Here is a 15353-nt window from a genome sequence, read left to right on the forward strand (position 1 = left end):
GCCGATCAGCGATGATCGGCATTTTTTTGTGCGCGCGGGCTCACCGCTTTGGCCAGACGTAATGTGGCCTCGCGGATCTCTTCCTGATTCAGCGAGGCGAAGCCCAGGCGCAGCGCATTTTCTGCCTGGTCCATCGGCGAGAACTGCCGGCCACTGCGTACGACCAGCCCATGATCAAGGGCTGCGTTCACCGTCTGGTCGACGTCGGATGCATCGTCGAAACGCACCCACAGCGCCAGACCACCTTCGGGCTCGCGCACCTGGATCCGCTCACCGAACGCCGCATGCAGGCAGCCTTGCAAGGTTTCACGGCGGGCGCGGTATTCCTTCGACACGCGGCGCAGGTGCTTCTTGAGTTCGCCGTCGTTGATCAGGTTGGCAAGCATCTTCTGCGCGACCGCGTCGGCATCGCCCAGCATCAGTGCGGCGTTGCTATGCAGGGCTTCGACCACCTGCGCAGGAGCCACCACATAACTGCAGCGGAACGTCGAGCCGAGAGCCTTGGATAATGAGCCAACATAAATCACATGCCGCTGCGCGCGATCACTGGCCAGGGGCAGGTAGGGGCGCCCGCTGAAGTGAAATTCGTGGTCGTAATCTTCTTCGATGATGCAGAAATCATGCAGTGCCGCCAATGCCAGCAACTGCTGCCGCCGCGCCGCGTGCAGGCTCACGGTGGTGGGGAACTGATGGTGTGGCGTGAGATAGATCATCCGCACCTTGTGTTCGCGGCACAGGCGATCGATCTGGTCCGTGCGACAGCCTTCTTCGTCGATGTCCACCGTGACCAGTTGCGCACCCAACCTGCGGAAAATTTCCCACGCTGGTGGGTAACTCAGGCGCTCCACCAGCACCACGTCGCCGGGTGTGAGCAACAGGCTGGCGGTCAGGTACAGCGACATCTGGGTGCCTTGGGTCAGGCAGATGTTTTCGGCGCCGACCGTCAACCCACGGTTGTTTCGCAGCATCTCGGCCAGCGCGCAGCGCAGATGATAGCCGGTGCCCTCGCTGCCGTAGCGCAGGGTGTTGGACGCAAAGCTGCTGCGCAGGGCATTGCGGTAGTAGCGGTGCAGCACAGCTTGGGGCAGCAGGCGGTGGTCGCTGGTGCCGTTGTCGAAAAACAGCGCGTCATGCCGATGGTTCAGCGCCGTCACCTGGGCGTTCTGGGCGAAATAGGGCGCGGCTGTCTGCGCCAGGATGGGCGGCGCGAAGGGCACCTGCGCGCGGCTCGGCAGTTGCTTGGCCGTCAACTGCGCATTGACGAAGGTCCCCCGGCGCGGCTCGCTGACCAGCCAGCCCTTGGTCATGGCCTCTTCGTAGGCCAGGATCACGGTCTTGCGGTTGACGTCGAGCAACTGCGCCATTTCCCGAGTACCCGGCAACAGTGTGCCTGGCAGCAATCGCCCTTCAACGATCGCGGTCACCAGGCCTTCGGCAATCTTGCGATAGGACGCCTGGCTTGCACTGTCATTGAGCTTGAGCAGCGGTCGCCATTTTCGCATCTGGACCATCTGAAGTATCCAAAACTGGAGGTTTTAATGGGCCTAGTCTAGCGCAACAATCACGGCTCACTCACCCCGAGGTTGTTATGAATACACGTCATGTCATCGAACTCTCCCCCTCGGGGAAAACCTTTGAGGCCGGTGATGAACTGTTGCTGGATGCAATGCTCGCCAACGGCCTGTCCGTGCCGTTTTCTTGCCGACGCGGTGCCTGTGGCTCCTGCAAGGTGGTGGTCGCGGAAGGGGCGTACCGGGCCAAACAGCTGGCGCCGGACGCACCCGCGCCGTGCTATCCGTTGGCCGCCAATGAAATGCTGTTGTGCCAGAGCCACGCCTGCGGCGACATGCGCCTGGAAATCCCCGGCTGGTCGCTGGACACGCCCGCGTTGGTGGTCGAGGCGCAGGTCGTGAGCAAACGCGCACTGAGCCCCGACATCATTGAGCTGGTGCTGATGCCGGACAGGCCGCTGGCAGTGCGGGCGGGCCAGTACCTCAAGTTCCGCCTGGTCGACGGTGACTCGCGGTGCTTCTCGATCGCCAACCTGCCGGCCGACGACGATGGGCGGCTGGTTTTTCAGATTCGCCAGGTGAGTGGCGGGCTGTTTTCCGAAACGTTGCTGGCCGACCTGGAGGCTGGCGATCTGTTGCAACTGGAAGGAGCGTTTGGCGCCTGTACCTGGCAGGATAATGACGAGGCTTCCGTCGTCCTGTTCGCCACGGGCACCGGCTACGCGGGTATCAAGCCCATCCTGCTGACCGCCCTGACGCGTGATGTTGACGTGACCTTGTACTGGGGCGGCGGGCAACCGGCAGATTTCTATGACCGCACGTTCCTGGACCAGTCGGTCATCGATCACCCACGCTTTCACTGGCACCCTGTGTTGGTTTCCCAAGGGCGGGTGCAGGAAGTAGCCTTGAGCCATGGGCATGACTGGGCAGCCGCCCAGGTGTATGCCTGCGGTAATGGCGCCATGATCAGCCAGGTGCGCACGGCGTGTCTGGACGCCGGCTTGCCCGGCCATCGATTCGTCGCGGAAGCCTTTGTGCCCAGTGGCCGGTCGAGTGCCGGCACGGCGCCCAAGGCGTTGCACCCGGTCTGGGAGAAAGTCGGCCCACGTTATTCTCTGGACGGCATGTTGGCCGCGCGCGATCAGTCCATCCGTGCCCTGGCGGCAATTGCTAGCCGACTACAAGTGGGCATGACCACCGGCGAAGCCCTCGACATGGCCGCCGACCAACTGCAAGCGATGGGCGCTTCCCACACCTGGCACCCGACCTACATCCGTTTTGGCGACGACACGGTCCGCCCGCCCCGCGAAGGCATTGACCGCCAGCGCAGGCTGCGCGCCTGCGACATTGTCGTGGTCGATCTGGGCCCCGTGTGGGACGGTTACGAGGGCGACTATGGTGACACTTTTGTGTTCGGTGACGCGCCGCTGCACCTGGCGTGCAGGACCGCACTGCATGAGGTGTTCGACGAAACCCGCGACGCCTGGCTACAGGGCCTCACTGGCCGCGAACTTTACGACTTTGCCGAGCAGAGCGCCCTGGCAAAAGGCTGGAGGCTGGCGCGTAACCTCGCAGGGCACCGCCTTGCGGATTTCCCCCACGCGTTGTTCGAGAGCAAGGTGCTGGCGGACCTGGAAATCCCACCGAGTGAAATGGCCTGGGTCCTGGAAATCCAGCTGTGCCATCCCACGGAACCGGTCGGTGGTTTTTTCGAAGATATGCTGATGCTGCAAGCCTGAAAAGCCCGCCGTTGCGGCGGGCTGCTGTTTATCAGAGCTTGGGCAGTTGGCCGATACGGCCCATCATTTCGGTGACGATCTGCAGGTCCAGCAGGAACTGGTCGACGGTCTTGAACTCGTTGTCGGTGTGCCCGGTGTACTTCACTTCCGGGCGTGCCAGGCCGAATTGCACGCCGTTGGGCAGTTCATGCACGGAGGTCGCGCCGGCCGACGTGCCGAACTTATGTTCCATGCCCAGGTTTTCGCTGGCCACCGCCAACAGGGCCTTGACCCACTCACCTTCAGGGTTGCGGTACATCGGCTCGGCCACCGAGTAGGTGAAGCCCACCTTGACCTGGGTTTTCTTGTCCCAGGCGCTCAGTTTGTCGGCGATCTCGGCTTTGAGTTTTTCCGGTGACTTGCCCTTTGGCACGCGCAGGTTCACGGCCAGCTTGAAGGCCTTGTCATCCAGGCCGACAAAGGTCAGAGAAGTGGTCAGCGGCCCCATGAACTCATCAGAGAAGCCCACGCCCAACTTGCCGCCGAGGTAATCCAGGCCCCAGTTGTCGGACGCATAACGTGCAGCATCGGTGATGTGGTTGTGCTTGAGGGCGATCTTGCCATCGACGCTGTGGATCAACTCCAGCATGCGCGCCACCGGGTTGACCCCGGATTCCGGCTCGGACGAGTGCGCGGATACGCCGGTGACGGTCAGCTTGACGTCTTTGCCGTCGACCTTGGCGGCCACTTCAAAATCGCCACCGTTGTTCTTGGCGTATTCAGTACCTGCCTTTTGCAGGCTGGCCGCCAACTCGGCAGGTTTGTCGCTGACAAAAGTCGCCACTGACGCCGAGGGAATCTGGTTGGTCGCCATGCCGCCGGTCATCGAGATGATTTCCGCGCCTTTGCCTTCACCCTTGCGACGCGGGAAGGTGGCCATCACCGTGCCGTAGCCTTTCTCGGCAATCACCACCGGGTAACCGCCATCCAGCGCCAGGTTGTACTGCGGTGTCGGGTTCTTTTCGAAGTAGTAGGGAATCGCGTCGCCGGAGGTTTCTTCGGTGGTGTCCACCAGCAGTTTGAAATTGCGTGCCAGCGGCAGCTTCTCTTCCTTGATCACCTTCATGGCATACATCGCCACGACGATGCCGTTTTTGTCATCCTCGGTGCCACGCCCGTACATGCGGTCGCCGATCAGCGTGACTTTGAACGGGTCGAGCTTGGTGCCGTCCTTCAGTACCCAGTTTTCCGGCGTCACGGGCACCACGTCGGCGTGGGCGTGGATACCGACCACTTCATCACCACTGCCTTCCAGGGAGATTTCGTACACGCGGTTGTCGATATTGCGGAACGTCAGGTTAAAGGCCTTGGCCAGTGCCTCGATCTTGCCGGCAATCTTGATGAACTCCGGGTTCTTGTACTGCGGCAAACCGTCCACATTGAACGTCGGGATTTCTACCAGCTCACGCAGGGTTTCGGTGGCGGCCTTGCCGTACTTCACTCGCGTGTAGATACCGAGCAGGCGATTGATCTCGTTCTGCTGATCCGCGCTCAAGGTTTTGTTATCAAGAAACGCACTGATCGCCGGGCCTACATCGCTGGTCTTACCTAGGTCGCCCTTGGCCAGGGCGCCGAGGAAACCACGGAAATCGGTGACGGACGTTTCGTTGAAATGCTTCAGAATTGCCGTGCTTTGGTCCGGGGTGATGTTGGCGAAAGCGGGGCTGGTGATGGCCGAAAGGCTCGCCGCGAACAGGGTGGCAGCCGCCAATTGCTTGAGTGGAAAGTGCATGGAGAAAGGCATTCCTTTGCAGGTAATAAGTGGGAAGTTTCTGATCGAACTGTCAGAAACATTTCCACACACTACCACTGTGATGGAGCGGGAGGGGAGATGCAGGTGAGTGAAATGTCCTACTTCAATAAGAAAACGCCGCCCCTGGATGAGCGGCGTTTTTGCAGGTTCAGCGAGGCGCCAGGTACAAGGTTTGCTTGAATGTACCGTCCGGCATAGGGTCGGAAGTCATTTGCCCGGTGAAGCCTGTATAGGTACCGGTACCGCCCAGGACAGCGACGGTGGATTGGCCGGCTTCGTACTCCTGTCCGCCGACGACAAGGGTGCCTGTGGTCTGTCCAGCGGCATCCACGAAAATCAACGTCCACTGGCATTGGCTGTGAACACCTGGCAGCGTGGTGACACAAAAGCCGTTGTTGCTGCCGATATCCTGGCGGCCTTGGTCCATCAAGGGTTGAGCGAAGACAAACAGGTCCCCCTGGGAAGGCCCCGGTGCCCCCGTATCCACGGGTGTCTTGACGCCCCGAGTACCATCGGCAAAGGTGACCAGAGTGACGGTTGACGGGTAGTTGACGCAGCCGCTGAGGGGAATAATCAGAAGCAGTGTGCACAAGGTGCGAAGGGTAGCGGTTTTCATGGCTGTACTCTCCTGTGAGTGGGCGCCGGTCGCAGCACCGCTAAAGCTGCGTCCGGAGCCTGAAAAGGCTAGCTGCCAATCCTTGGAATTCAAATGCCCGTAGGCTGACTTTTTATTACAAAGATCCCGGGTGCGGCGCCGCGTACTCCGCCGTCACATCCAGCGTCTTGGCATACGGCCCCTCCCACAACTGCTCGTGCAAATCCCCGATCCGCTTGGCCATCGCTTCGCTGCGCATCACCACTTCCAGATTGCGCGAATTATCCAGATACCCGCCCAGCCAGTTGCTGGTGCCGATCCACGCAACCTGGCCGTCGATTTCCATGGTCTTGCTGTGGATTACCCGTGCATACGGGATAAAGCCTTGCTTGGCCTCGGGCAGGGTGACGATCTTGATGTGCACGTTGGGCAGCACGGCGAGGCTTTTGAGGTAGGGCAACTCCAGCCTGTCGGTGTTCCAGTTGGACACCATCAGCTTGATCGACACCCCACGTGCTGCCGCCGCACGCACGGCATTGTCGATCACTGCGTAGTACGGACGGGTCTTGTCCGGTCCGTAGGACAGTGGCGCATAGTCGAGCAGTTGCACGCGCACTTCGTGTTTGGCTTCGCTGAGTAAACGCGGCAGTTCCAGCTGTGAATCGCCCACGCCTGGCGGGTTGTAGCGTTGCGGGCTGGCGACCAGGTAGTTGCCGGTGCGTGGCGGCTCTTTGCTGGAGGCAGGCAGCGGAACGGGTTGGTTGTTGGCCACGGCCTGCTGGGCTTTCCAGTCTTGCTCGAAGATCGCCTGCACCTGGCTCACCACGGTCGGGTCGGTGATACGCAGCCCGGTTTCGTGGATATGTTCCAGCGAACGCCAATCAAAATTCTGGCTGCCGACAAACGCCTGCTTGCCATCCACCACCAGGTATTTGGCGTGGATGATTCCGCCGCTTACCCGCGCGTAGGGCAGCACGCGAAAGGTCAGGTTGGGGATTTTCCGCAGGCGTTCCAGGGTGGACGCTTCGGACAACCGGATGCCTTTTTCTTCCAGCAGAAAACGAATCTTCACACCGCGTTTACCGGCGGCTTCCAGGCGTTCGATCACGCGGTCCATCACCGAGCCTGGGTGATCGGCGGCGTAGAACTGGCCAATGTCGATGCTGCTTTTTGCACCGTCAAACAGCTCGCTCCACACTGGGCCGGGCTGGCGCAAGTCGTCGGTGCCGAGGGCGGTGTCCACCGGCACGGTGTGCACCAATTCAAACCCCGGAATCGAAAAGTCCGCCTGGGCCAGCGGACTCATGAGCAAGCCTGCCAGGCCTGCGATGCGCAATTTCAAGGAAATGGACATAGGAATTCCCATCACAAAAGAAAGCGGGCGCATTGCGTAGTGCCAGCCAGTTAAACAGCTGAGGGTAAAAAGTAACCTGTGGCGAGGGAGCTTGCTCCCGTTGGACTGCGCAGCAGTCCCAGTCTGTTCAAACATAGAGCTGGGGCCGCTTCGCGGCCCAACGGGAGCAAGCTCCCTCGCCACAGGTACAGCGTTTGCCCTTAACGGATCGGCTTCTCCCGCTGTTGCGTTTACGCCGTGCGGCTGTGCAGCGGCGTCGGCACCAGGTGCGGTACTTCACTCTGCACGCGGGCGCCGGTGGCGGCGCGGATCAGCAGGATTTTCAGCTGGTCGTTGATGCGCTCCAGGCTGTCCTGGAAGAAGTTGTGGAACACCACGCAGAACAGCGCGATGGCGATCCCCAGGCCGGTGGCGAACAAGGCCGTACCGATACCACCGGAAATCTGCCCTGGGTCGGACACGCCCGCCGTGGCCAGCGCCTTGAAGGTGTCGATGATGCCGAGGATGGTGCCCAGCAAACCCAACAGCGGCGCGGCGGTGGTGATGGTTTCGATAATCCACAGGCTGCGGGCCAGGGGTGCACGGGTGGTCAGGTACTGGGTTTCGATCACGTCATCCAGGTCCTTGCGCGAACCTTGTGAGGCTTTCTGTGCAAGCACTGGCAATACCATGCTCAGCGGCAGGCTGTCACGGCGGGTCAGGCTTTCCGGCAGGTCGCGTTCGCTGTGCACATTGGCGCCCAGCACCTCGGTCAGCGCGCGGGCTTGGCGGCGTACATACGCGAAGTAAATCCCGCGCTCGATGGTGATAAAGATCGCGATGGCCATCGCGGCATACATCACATAAAAGGTGATGTCGTGGAGCAGGTTCATGTCCATGTTCATTTACCTCGCAATTAGAAGTTGGCTTCCAGGGAGACCGTCACGGTACGTTCCAGGCCGACGATGTAGGCCGGGTCGCCGTCGCGGAAACCGCTGTAGCTGGCCGCGTTGGTCTTGGTGGTGTACACGCCGTCCAGGTATTTCTTGTCGAACAGGTTGTCGACGTTCAGGCGCAGGGTCGCGTCCTTGACCACCTTCTTGTCCACCGGCAGGTAGATACCCGCGCCGGCGTTGAACACGGTGCGGCCGGAGATGGCTTCGTCATTGGTCAGGTCGCCGTAGAGCTTGCTGGTGTACTTGCCGCCGAAGGTGCCGTAGAAGCGGCCGTCGTCGTAGCCGATGTTGGCGGCCAGCATGTTTTTCGGCACGTTGGCGAACTGCTTGCCGCTGGTCGGCAACAGGATGGCTTTGCCGGCGTTGTACACGGTCAGGTCGTCTTGCTGCTCGGCCTTGGTGTAGGTGTAGGAGGTGTAGTAGTTGAAGTGATTGGGCAGCAGGCCGCTCCACTCCAGCTCCAGGCCGCTGTTGTTGACGGAGCCGGCGTTGATGTCGGCGAAGTCGCCGTTGATATCCCGCGACGACACTTGGCGATCCTTGAATTGCATGTAGAACAAGGTGGCGGCCACGGTCATGTCTTCATCGGTGTAGCGCCAGCCCAACTCGTGGTTCCAGCTGGTTTCCGGCTTGGAGTCGATGGAACCCACGCCCTTGTCGTACAGCACATAGTTCTGCGGGATGCGCATGTTGCGCGACAGGCTGTAGAACAACTGATCGCGTTCATCCAGCTGGTATTTCAGGCCGGCGTTGGGCAGCAGCTTGTTGTAGGTCTGGTTACGTTTTTCCGGCTGCTCGGTGAGGCTGCCGTGGTTGGTGCCGTCACGCTTGACGTTCATGTAGGCCAGGCCGGCGATCAGGGTCCAGTCCGAGTTGATGTACCAGGTGTCCTGAGCCCAGACCTTCTGCGCCGGGGTGATGGTGAAGCGGTCGCGACCCTGGACGGTGTTGCCGTTGGCATCGACCACCGCGTCGTTGGAGTCCGGCCAAGTGTCGACGGGCTTGCCACTGGCCTTGAGCGGAATAAACGGCTGGGTCTGGCTTTGACGGGCGCGCTCGTACCAGTAGCCGACTTGCAGGCTGTGATCGCCCAGGTCCCAGTTCAGTTTGGTGGTGATGCCCGGACGCCAGGTCTGGGTGCGCGAAGGGCGGTAGTAAACGCCGTTGTTCGGGGTGCCGTCGGCGTTGTATTGGGCGCCGGTTGGCAGGTTGCCCAGGTCGAACACGCCGCCTTGGTTGGAGCCGCGGTTCAGCGCATAGCTGGACGAACCGACACCGCTGCCGTTACCCCAGTAGTAATACGGGATCACCGACAGCGCGAGGTTGTCTGCCAGTTTGAACTGGGTGTTGAGCACGGCGGTGAAGGTCTGGAACGGGTTCTGCGCCAGGGCGTAGTAGCTGTTGTACTTGCCGTTGCTGCCCACGGTCGGTGTGGCCGGGTAGGGGTCGTACTTGCGACCGTTCTGCTGGTACTGGGCCTTGGTCAGCTGGCTGTAGCTGTTGTTGTCCTGCTCGTGGTACTTGAGGATCAGGTTGGCGGTGTTGCCATCGCCGGCGTCGAAGAAGCTGTTCCATTCGACCTTGTCCGCGCGCACGGCGCCCGAACCGCGCCACATCTGGCCTTCGGTGTGGGAGGCCGACAACCAGTTGCTCAGGCCATTGATCTCGCCGGTGTTGAGGCGAGCAAAGGTCTTGCGCGTGGCGTTGCTGCCCATCACCTGTTTGACGAACGCCCCGGTTTCCTTGGTCGGGCGAATGGTCACGATGCCGATGTTGCCGCCGCTGGAGCCGATGTGCGGGCCGTCGGCCTCCGAAGAGCCCTGGGTGACGAAGATCTGCTCGATGTTTTCCGGGTCGCCCAGCAGGTTGGAGTACAGCGCGTAGTTGCCGGAGTCGTTGATCGGCATGCCGTCCACCGACATCCCCACCTGGTCGGAGTTGAGCCCGCGCATAGTGAAGCGAAAGCCGGACAGGCCGGTGTTGTCTTCGCTGGAAATGTTCAAGCCCGGCGTGTACTTGAGCTTGTCCACGGCGTTGCCGGTGGCGGTCTGTTTATCCAGCGCTTCCTTGGTCACGGTGGAGCGGCCCTTGATGCTTTCTTCCTGCACCATGTAGCCGCCACCTGCCGTGGCCTTGCCCTGAACCCCAATAGTCCCGACGTCGCTGTTGCTGGTGTCGGCCATGACCATTCCATGGCCCATGCTTGCGGCAACGAGTGCCAGATGAATCCGTGTGAACCTCATCTCTGTCGTCCTAGTGTCGGGTGCTTATTGCACGCTGTAGTTGAAGGTGGCGGTGAAGCGCTGCTCATTGCGGCCCCCGAAGGCTTGCTCGGGGAACGGCTTGACTTGCTTGATACGACGCAAGCTGTTGGTGGCGGCCCGGTTGAGCAACATGCTCGAGGCCTGGGTCTGCAAACCGGAGTCGAGAACCCGACCCTGGCGATCGACCAGCAACCAGACCACCACTTCGCCGGTGGGGCGTTCGAGGGAGGCCTGGCGTCCGGTGGGGTACTGCTTGTAGGTATCCAGCTCGTTGCGCAAACCCTTGAGGTAACCGCCTTCCAGCGCTTGGCCGTCGACCTTTGGCGGTGCTGGCGGCGCGGGTGTCGGCGCGGCCTGGGCCACGGGCGCCGGTGCCGGTTTGGCGGCGACCGGTGGGGGGCGGGGTGGGCGTTGGCTTGGCGACCACGGGCTTGGGCACAGGTTTTGGCTTGGGCTCAGGCTTGGGTTTTGGCAGCGGTTTTGGCGGCGGCGGTGGCGGGGCGGGTTCGGCCTCTTCATCCTCAATCACCGGCGGTGGCGGCTCTTGTTCCACCACCGGCTCGGGGATCACTTCTGGCTCCGGCTCGACCAACGCCAACTCGACCGCCGACTCGTCGTACACCGGCTCGACCTTCAAGGTCTGGGACTGGATACCCAGTGCAATCAGCACCAGGGCGATCAGGGCCGGGACACTGCCCAGCAGCTGACGCGCACGAAACAATACGTACATGATCAGGACTTACGCGTGGCAATGGACACGGAGGTAAAGCCACCCAGACGCAGGGTGTCCATCACCTCCACCAGGCGCGAAACTTCTACGCCTTTGTCGCTGTTGACGATGATGGTCGACTTGGTGTCAGGCTTTTGCGCTGCTTTCAGCGCCGGCACCAACGCGTCGACCGTGAGGTCCTTGCCATCCAGTTGCAGTTGGCCTTCCAGGCCCAGTGTCAGGATGAATTTGTTCTGTGGTTTGAGCTGCTGCGAACTGCTGGCGCTGGGCAGTTGCGTCTTCATGCCGAGGGCCGGAATCACGTTCAGGCTCACGAGTACGAAAAACACCAGGAGGAACATCATCACGTCGATCATCGGGATCAGTTCGATGTGCGCCTTGCGTTTTTTCGGTTCGTCCCAGGTTCTCATTCCGCTACCCCGTTATTGAATTAGGGGCGACACGCTAACAACCAAAAATGACCGATTGGTTAACTTTAATTGACGTTTTGAGGGCTCTAGGACAAGTCTTTCAGACGATTCTCAAGACATTTTTGTGACGTAACAGAATTGACATGCGCCAGGGGCATTCTCAAAAACTTTACATCGAGGGCCCCTGGAAATGAGCCGTGAACTGCCACAGATATCCACGCCGCGACTGTTAATGCGCGCACTGGAAAACCACCAGGCTGAGACGCTGTGCACCCTCGCCAACGGCCCGAAAATCGCAGTGCTGAAGGTGCTCGCGACCGTGCGTGAGGATTGGGAGTTTCGGCTGTGAGTGGCGAGGTTGATCATGGCCGACGTCGGGTGCTTGCCGGGCTGGCCGTCGCCACCACGTTTGCGATCCTCAGTCCGTTTGCGCGCAGTGCCGGCGTGGATTATCCGTTCACGCTCGGCGTGGCTTCCGGGGACCCGTTGCCCGATGGGTTTGTGATCTGGACGCGCCTGGCGCCGTTGTTCAATGCCGTGGATGGCCGGGGCGGCTTGAGCCGTTCCGTGCCCGTGCGTTGGCGGGTCGCCAGCGATGCCGCGATGACCCGCGTGGTGCGCCAGGGCGAAGTCATGGCCAGCGAGCGCTGGGGCCATTCGGTGCATGTGGAAGTCGCTGGGTTGGAGGCGGGCCGGCCGTATTGGTATCAGTTCGAAGGGCTGGGCGCGCAAAGCCCGGTGGGGCAGTCGCGCACGGCGCCTGCGGTGCATGCCATGGTGTCGGCGCGCCTGGGGTTTGTCTCGTGCTCCCACTGGGAGCGCGGCTATTTCAGTGCCTATCGCCACCTGGCAGAGGAACAGCCCGACCTGGTGTTCTTTCTCGGCGACTACATCTACGACAGTTCCTACGCGGCGGATTCGGGCAAGATCATCCGCCCCCACGGCAGCGGCAATGCGGTGAGCCTGAGCGACTATCGCAACCGCTATGCCCTGTACAAAACCGACCCGGATCTACAGGCCCTGCACGCCGCTGCACCGAGCGTGGCGACCTGGGACGATCACGAAGTGCAGAACGACTACGCCAACCGCTGGTCCCAGGACCCGAAGATTCCGATCGGGCAATTCCTGCAGCAGCGTGCGGCCGCCTACCAGGCTTACTACGAGCATATGCCGCTGCGTGCCAGCAGCTTGCCGAAGGGGCCGGACATGCGTATTTACCGGCGCCTGGACTACGGCCGACTGGCCCGTTTCCACGTGCTGGACGGTCGGCAATACCGTTCCGAACAACCGTGCATTCCGGCGAATGGCAGCCACCAGGGACATATCGCCGATAACCTCTGTCACGATTTGCGCGACCCTGGGCGCACCATGCTCGGTTGGCAGCAAGAGGCTTGGCTGGACCAGGGGTTTGCCCAGTCGAAAGCGCAGTGGAACGTCATCGCCCAGGACCTGCTGGTAGCGCCGTTGACCCAGCGTGACTTGACCAATCACAAGCCAGGACGTTGGACCGATGGATGGGATGGTTATTCGGCCAACCGTTCACGCATGCTGGCGTCCATCGAGCGCAATCGGGTCAGCAACCCGGTGTTCTGGGGCGGTGATATCCACTCGTTCTGGGTGACGGATTTGCATGCTGATGGCAACAACCCGGATTCGCGGGTGGTTGCCACGGAATTCGTTGGTACCTCGGTGACCTCCGATGGGCCGCCCTTTGACGCGTTCAGCAAGTTGTTGCCGCTCAATCCCCATGTGAAGTTTTTCGACAGTCGCCAGCGGGGGTATGTGTCGGTGGAGGTGGGGGAGGACAGAATGCTCACGAACCTGCGCGTGATTACCGACCCCCGCGACCCGATGGCCACGGTGTCGACTCTCAAGTCGTTTGTGGTGGAGCCGGGGCGGGCGGGGGCGAGTGAGGTTTAATCGAGTTCGTAGCGCACGGACAGCGCGCCCTTTTTCTCTGACAAGGCCAGGATAGTCACCTGGCCCAGCTCGCTCAGTGCCTGCACATGGGTACCGCCGCAGGCATACGCGGGCAATTCGCCAAAGCCGACTTCGCGGGTGCCGTCTTCCAGGTTCATGTGGCGCGGGTAGTCTGCGGCGATCCATTGATTGACCTGTTGCTGGATCGCCTCGGCGTCCATGGCTTGCGCCGCTGCGCCACGGATGAAGGTGATCTTGCCTTCGCTCGGCCAGTGATGGGCCTTGATCGGCATCCAACCCAGGGTTTCGCCTGCGTTGCCAATCAAGTGCCCGGCGGAATGCAGTCGGGTGTGTAGAGTACGACGCTGCGCATCGACCCGCGCGGTAATCAGACCTGGCTCCAGTGGCCGGTCGACGTAGTGCACCACGCGATCGGCTTCCTGGGTGACGCGCAGCACAGTGCTTTCACCCAGCCAGCCGGTATCGAAAGGTTGCCCACCGCCCTGGGGGTGAAAAATCGTCGACTGCAGGATGACTGCAAACTGCTCCTCGTGGGGGGTGCAACTCAACACCTCCAGCTCGGCAGTCAGGTGGTCGTGGGTAAAAAACAGGCGCTCGGTCATCGTCTACATCCGCATCAGGGTTCTGCGCGCAGTATAAATAGTGCGCAGATGGGTGATAATCCGCTCAATTATCAATGGACCTGTGCACCATGAGCATCAATCTTCCTTTGCCGCTGCTGGGCGAAATGGCGATTTTCGTCAAAGTGGTGGAAACCGGCAGTTTCTCCGAAGCCGCCCGTCAACTGGGGGCCTCGCCTTCCTCGGTGAGCCGCAGTATCTCGCGCCTGGAGAAGGCCCTGGCGACGCGCTTGTTGCAACGCACCACGCGCAAATTGCGCTTGAGCGAAGGCGGGGAAGAGGTCTTCAAGCGCTGCCAGGAGATGGTCAGCGCGGCGCGCTCGGTGATGGAGATCAGCGGCCAGTTCACCCATGAAGCCGAAGGTTTGGTGCGGGTCAGCGTGCCCAAGGCGGTGGGGCGGTTTGTGGTGCACCCGCATATGCCCGAGTTCCTGCGGCGTTACCCCAAGGTGGATGTGCAGTTGATCCTGGAGGACCGCCAGGTGGACATGATTGATGACAACGTCGACCTGAGTATCCGTATCACCGACAGCCCTCCGCCGGGGTTGGTGGGGCGGCAGTTATTGCCCATCGAGCATCTGTTGTGCGCGACGCCGCAGTACTTGGCTGAACACGGGACGCCGGAGCACCCCCATGATCTGCTGGCGCACAGTTGCATTTACTTGGGGGAAACGCCGGGCGATTCGCGCTGGAAATTCCGCCAGGCCGGCAAGGCGGTGACGGTAGCCGTGCGTGGGCGTTATGCGGCGAACCACACCGGGGTTCGGCTGGATGCGGTGTTGCAGCATGTGGGCATTGGCAGCTTGCCGTATTTCACGGCGCGCCATGCAGTGGAGGAGGGGCGGTTGGTGCAGGTGTTGCCGGCGTGGGACTTTATTGCGTCCTACCACGGCGAGGCGTGGTTGCTGCATTCGCCCACGCGCTACTTGCCGCCGAAGTTGCGGGTGTTTATTGATTATCTGGTGGCGTGCATGGCGAAGGAGCCGACATTGCGTCGGCCCATTCCTGGTCGCTGATCAGTGCTTGCTCTGGTCAACCGGCATGGCCAGCAGTTGCTTTTCCTGGTTCCAGTCGAACGGTTCGTCGTTCTGTTCGGCTTCGAAGCGACGTTCTTCCAGGGCCTGGTACAGGTCCAGTTCTTCGTCGGGCATGAAGTGCAGGCAGTCACCGCCAAAGAACCACAGCAGGTCGCGCGGCACCAGGTGGGCGATTTGCGGGTAGCGCAGGATGACCTGGCTCATCAGGTCCTGGCCCAGGTACTGGCTTTCGATCGGGTCGATCGGCAGCAGGGCGCGCAATTCGTCGAAGCGCTCCAGGAACAGTGAATGGCTTTCCTCGGGCACCTGTTCGGCTTCGCCGACGGCAACCAAGATGCTGCGCAGGTGGTCGAGCAAGACGAGATGATCGGCAACGACGTTGGACACGAGATAAGTCCTCTAAAGCAAAAACGGGCGCGAGAGTA

At 61.3% G+C, this 15353-nt stretch carries 13 protein-coding genes and 1 pseudogene; 4 read left to right on the forward strand and 10 right to left on the reverse strand.

Annotated features, from left to right (window positions below; genetic code table 11):
* Nucleotides 1–5 precede the first annotated feature (5 nt).
* Nucleotides 6–1511: a MocR-like pyridoxine biosynthesis transcription factor PdxR gene (gene pdxR / locus OZ428_RS10910; protein WP_269133357.1), complete on the reverse strand. Its 1506-nt coding sequence runs from the start codon at nucleotides 1509–1511 to the stop codon at nucleotides 6–8.
* Nucleotides 1512–1588: 77 nt separating this feature from the next.
* Here pdxR and OZ428_RS10915 point away from each other — a divergent pair, with 77 nt between their 5' ends.
* Nucleotides 1589–3250, forward strand: coding sequence for a M24 family metallopeptidase (locus tag OZ428_RS10915; RefSeq protein ID WP_269133358.1), 1662 nt, complete (start codon nucleotides 1589–1591; stop codon nucleotides 3248–3250).
* Nucleotides 3251–3281: 31 nt separating this feature from the next.
* On the opposite strand, the gene OZ428_RS10920 is transcribed toward OZ428_RS10915, so the two are convergent.
* The 7 genes and pseudogenes from OZ428_RS10920 to OZ428_RS10950 form a co-directional block, all read right to left on the reverse strand.
* The gene (locus OZ428_RS10920) at nucleotides 3282–5021 is read right to left on the reverse strand and encodes a dipeptidase (protein ID WP_269133359.1); all 1740 of its coding nucleotides are present in this window, start codon (nucleotides 5019–5021) and stop codon (nucleotides 3282–3284) included.
* A 169-nt stretch (nucleotides 5022–5190) separates the two neighbouring features.
* The gene (locus OZ428_RS10925) at nucleotides 5191–5658 is read right to left on the reverse strand and encodes a hypothetical protein (RefSeq protein ID WP_269133360.1); all 468 of its coding nucleotides are present in this window, start codon (nucleotides 5656–5658) and stop codon (nucleotides 5191–5193) included.
* A gap of 115 nt (nucleotides 5659–5773) precedes the next feature.
* Nucleotides 5774–6991, reverse strand: a complete 1218-nt coding sequence (locus OZ428_RS10930; RefSeq protein WP_269133361.1) for a phospholipase D-like domain-containing protein — start codon at nucleotides 6989–6991, stop codon at nucleotides 5774–5776.
* A 230-nt stretch (nucleotides 6992–7221) separates the two neighbouring features.
* The gene (locus OZ428_RS10935) at nucleotides 7222–7869 is read right to left on the reverse strand and encodes a MotA/TolQ/ExbB proton channel family protein (RefSeq protein ID WP_028615752.1); all 648 of its coding nucleotides are present in this window, start codon (nucleotides 7867–7869) and stop codon (nucleotides 7222–7224) included.
* 17 nt (nucleotides 7870–7886) lie between these two features.
* Nucleotides 7887–10169: a TonB-dependent receptor gene (locus OZ428_RS10940; RefSeq protein WP_033897668.1), complete on the reverse strand. Its 2283-nt coding sequence runs from the start codon at nucleotides 10167–10169 to the stop codon at nucleotides 7887–7889.
* 24 nt (nucleotides 10170–10193) lie between these two features.
* A pseudogene (locus tag OZ428_RS10945) lies at nucleotides 10194–10920 on the reverse strand (energy transducer TonB family protein).
* 2 nt (nucleotides 10921–10922) lie between these two features.
* Nucleotides 10923–11330 (reverse strand): ExbD/TolR family protein, encoded by a 408-nt coding sequence (locus tag OZ428_RS10950; RefSeq protein ID WP_061435935.1) that lies wholly within the window; start codon nucleotides 11328–11330, stop codon nucleotides 10923–10925.
* Between the two features lie 190 nt (nucleotides 11331–11520).
* Here OZ428_RS10950 and OZ428_RS10955 point away from each other — a divergent pair, with 190 nt between their 5' ends.
* Together OZ428_RS10955 and OZ428_RS10960 are read left to right on the forward strand one after the other, a co-directional pair.
* The gene (locus OZ428_RS10955) at nucleotides 11521–11679 is read left to right on the forward strand and encodes a hypothetical protein (protein ID WP_269133362.1); all 159 of its coding nucleotides are present in this window, start codon (nucleotides 11521–11523) and stop codon (nucleotides 11677–11679) included.
* Nucleotides 11676–13250 carry an alkaline phosphatase D family protein gene (locus OZ428_RS10960; RefSeq protein ID WP_269133363.1) on the forward strand — a complete coding sequence of 525 codons (1575 nt, stop codon included), beginning with the start codon at nucleotides 11676–11678 and terminating at the stop codon, nucleotides 13248–13250. Before OZ428_RS10955 ends, OZ428_RS10960 begins: the two co-directional genes overlap by 4 nt.
* Here the strand turns inward: OZ428_RS10960 and OZ428_RS10965 are convergent.
* Nucleotides 13247–13873 carry an alanyl-tRNA editing protein gene (locus OZ428_RS10965; RefSeq protein ID WP_269133364.1) on the reverse strand — a complete coding sequence of 209 codons (627 nt, stop codon included), beginning with the start codon at nucleotides 13871–13873 and terminating at the stop codon, nucleotides 13247–13249. The two genes, OZ428_RS10960 and OZ428_RS10965, sit on opposite strands and share 4 nt — an antisense overlap.
* Nucleotides 13874–13962: 89 nt before the next feature.
* Here OZ428_RS10965 and OZ428_RS10970 point away from each other — a divergent pair, with 89 nt between their 5' ends.
* On the forward strand, nucleotides 13963–14907 hold the full coding sequence (locus tag OZ428_RS10970) for a LysR family transcriptional regulator (RefSeq protein ID WP_269133365.1): 945 nt from the start codon (nucleotides 13963–13965) through the stop codon (nucleotides 14905–14907).
* On the opposite strand, the gene OZ428_RS10975 is transcribed toward OZ428_RS10970, so the two are convergent.
* Entirely contained in the window at nucleotides 14908–15315 is a 408-nt protein-coding gene (locus OZ428_RS10975; protein WP_016979513.1) for a PA2817 family protein, read from the reverse strand.
* Nucleotides 15316–15353: the final 38 nt, after the last annotated feature.

The organism is Pseudomonas sp. GXZC (assembly GCF_026967615.1).
GTDB lineage: Bacteria > Pseudomonadota > Gammaproteobacteria > Pseudomonadales > Pseudomonadaceae > Aquipseudomonas > Aquipseudomonas azotoformans_A.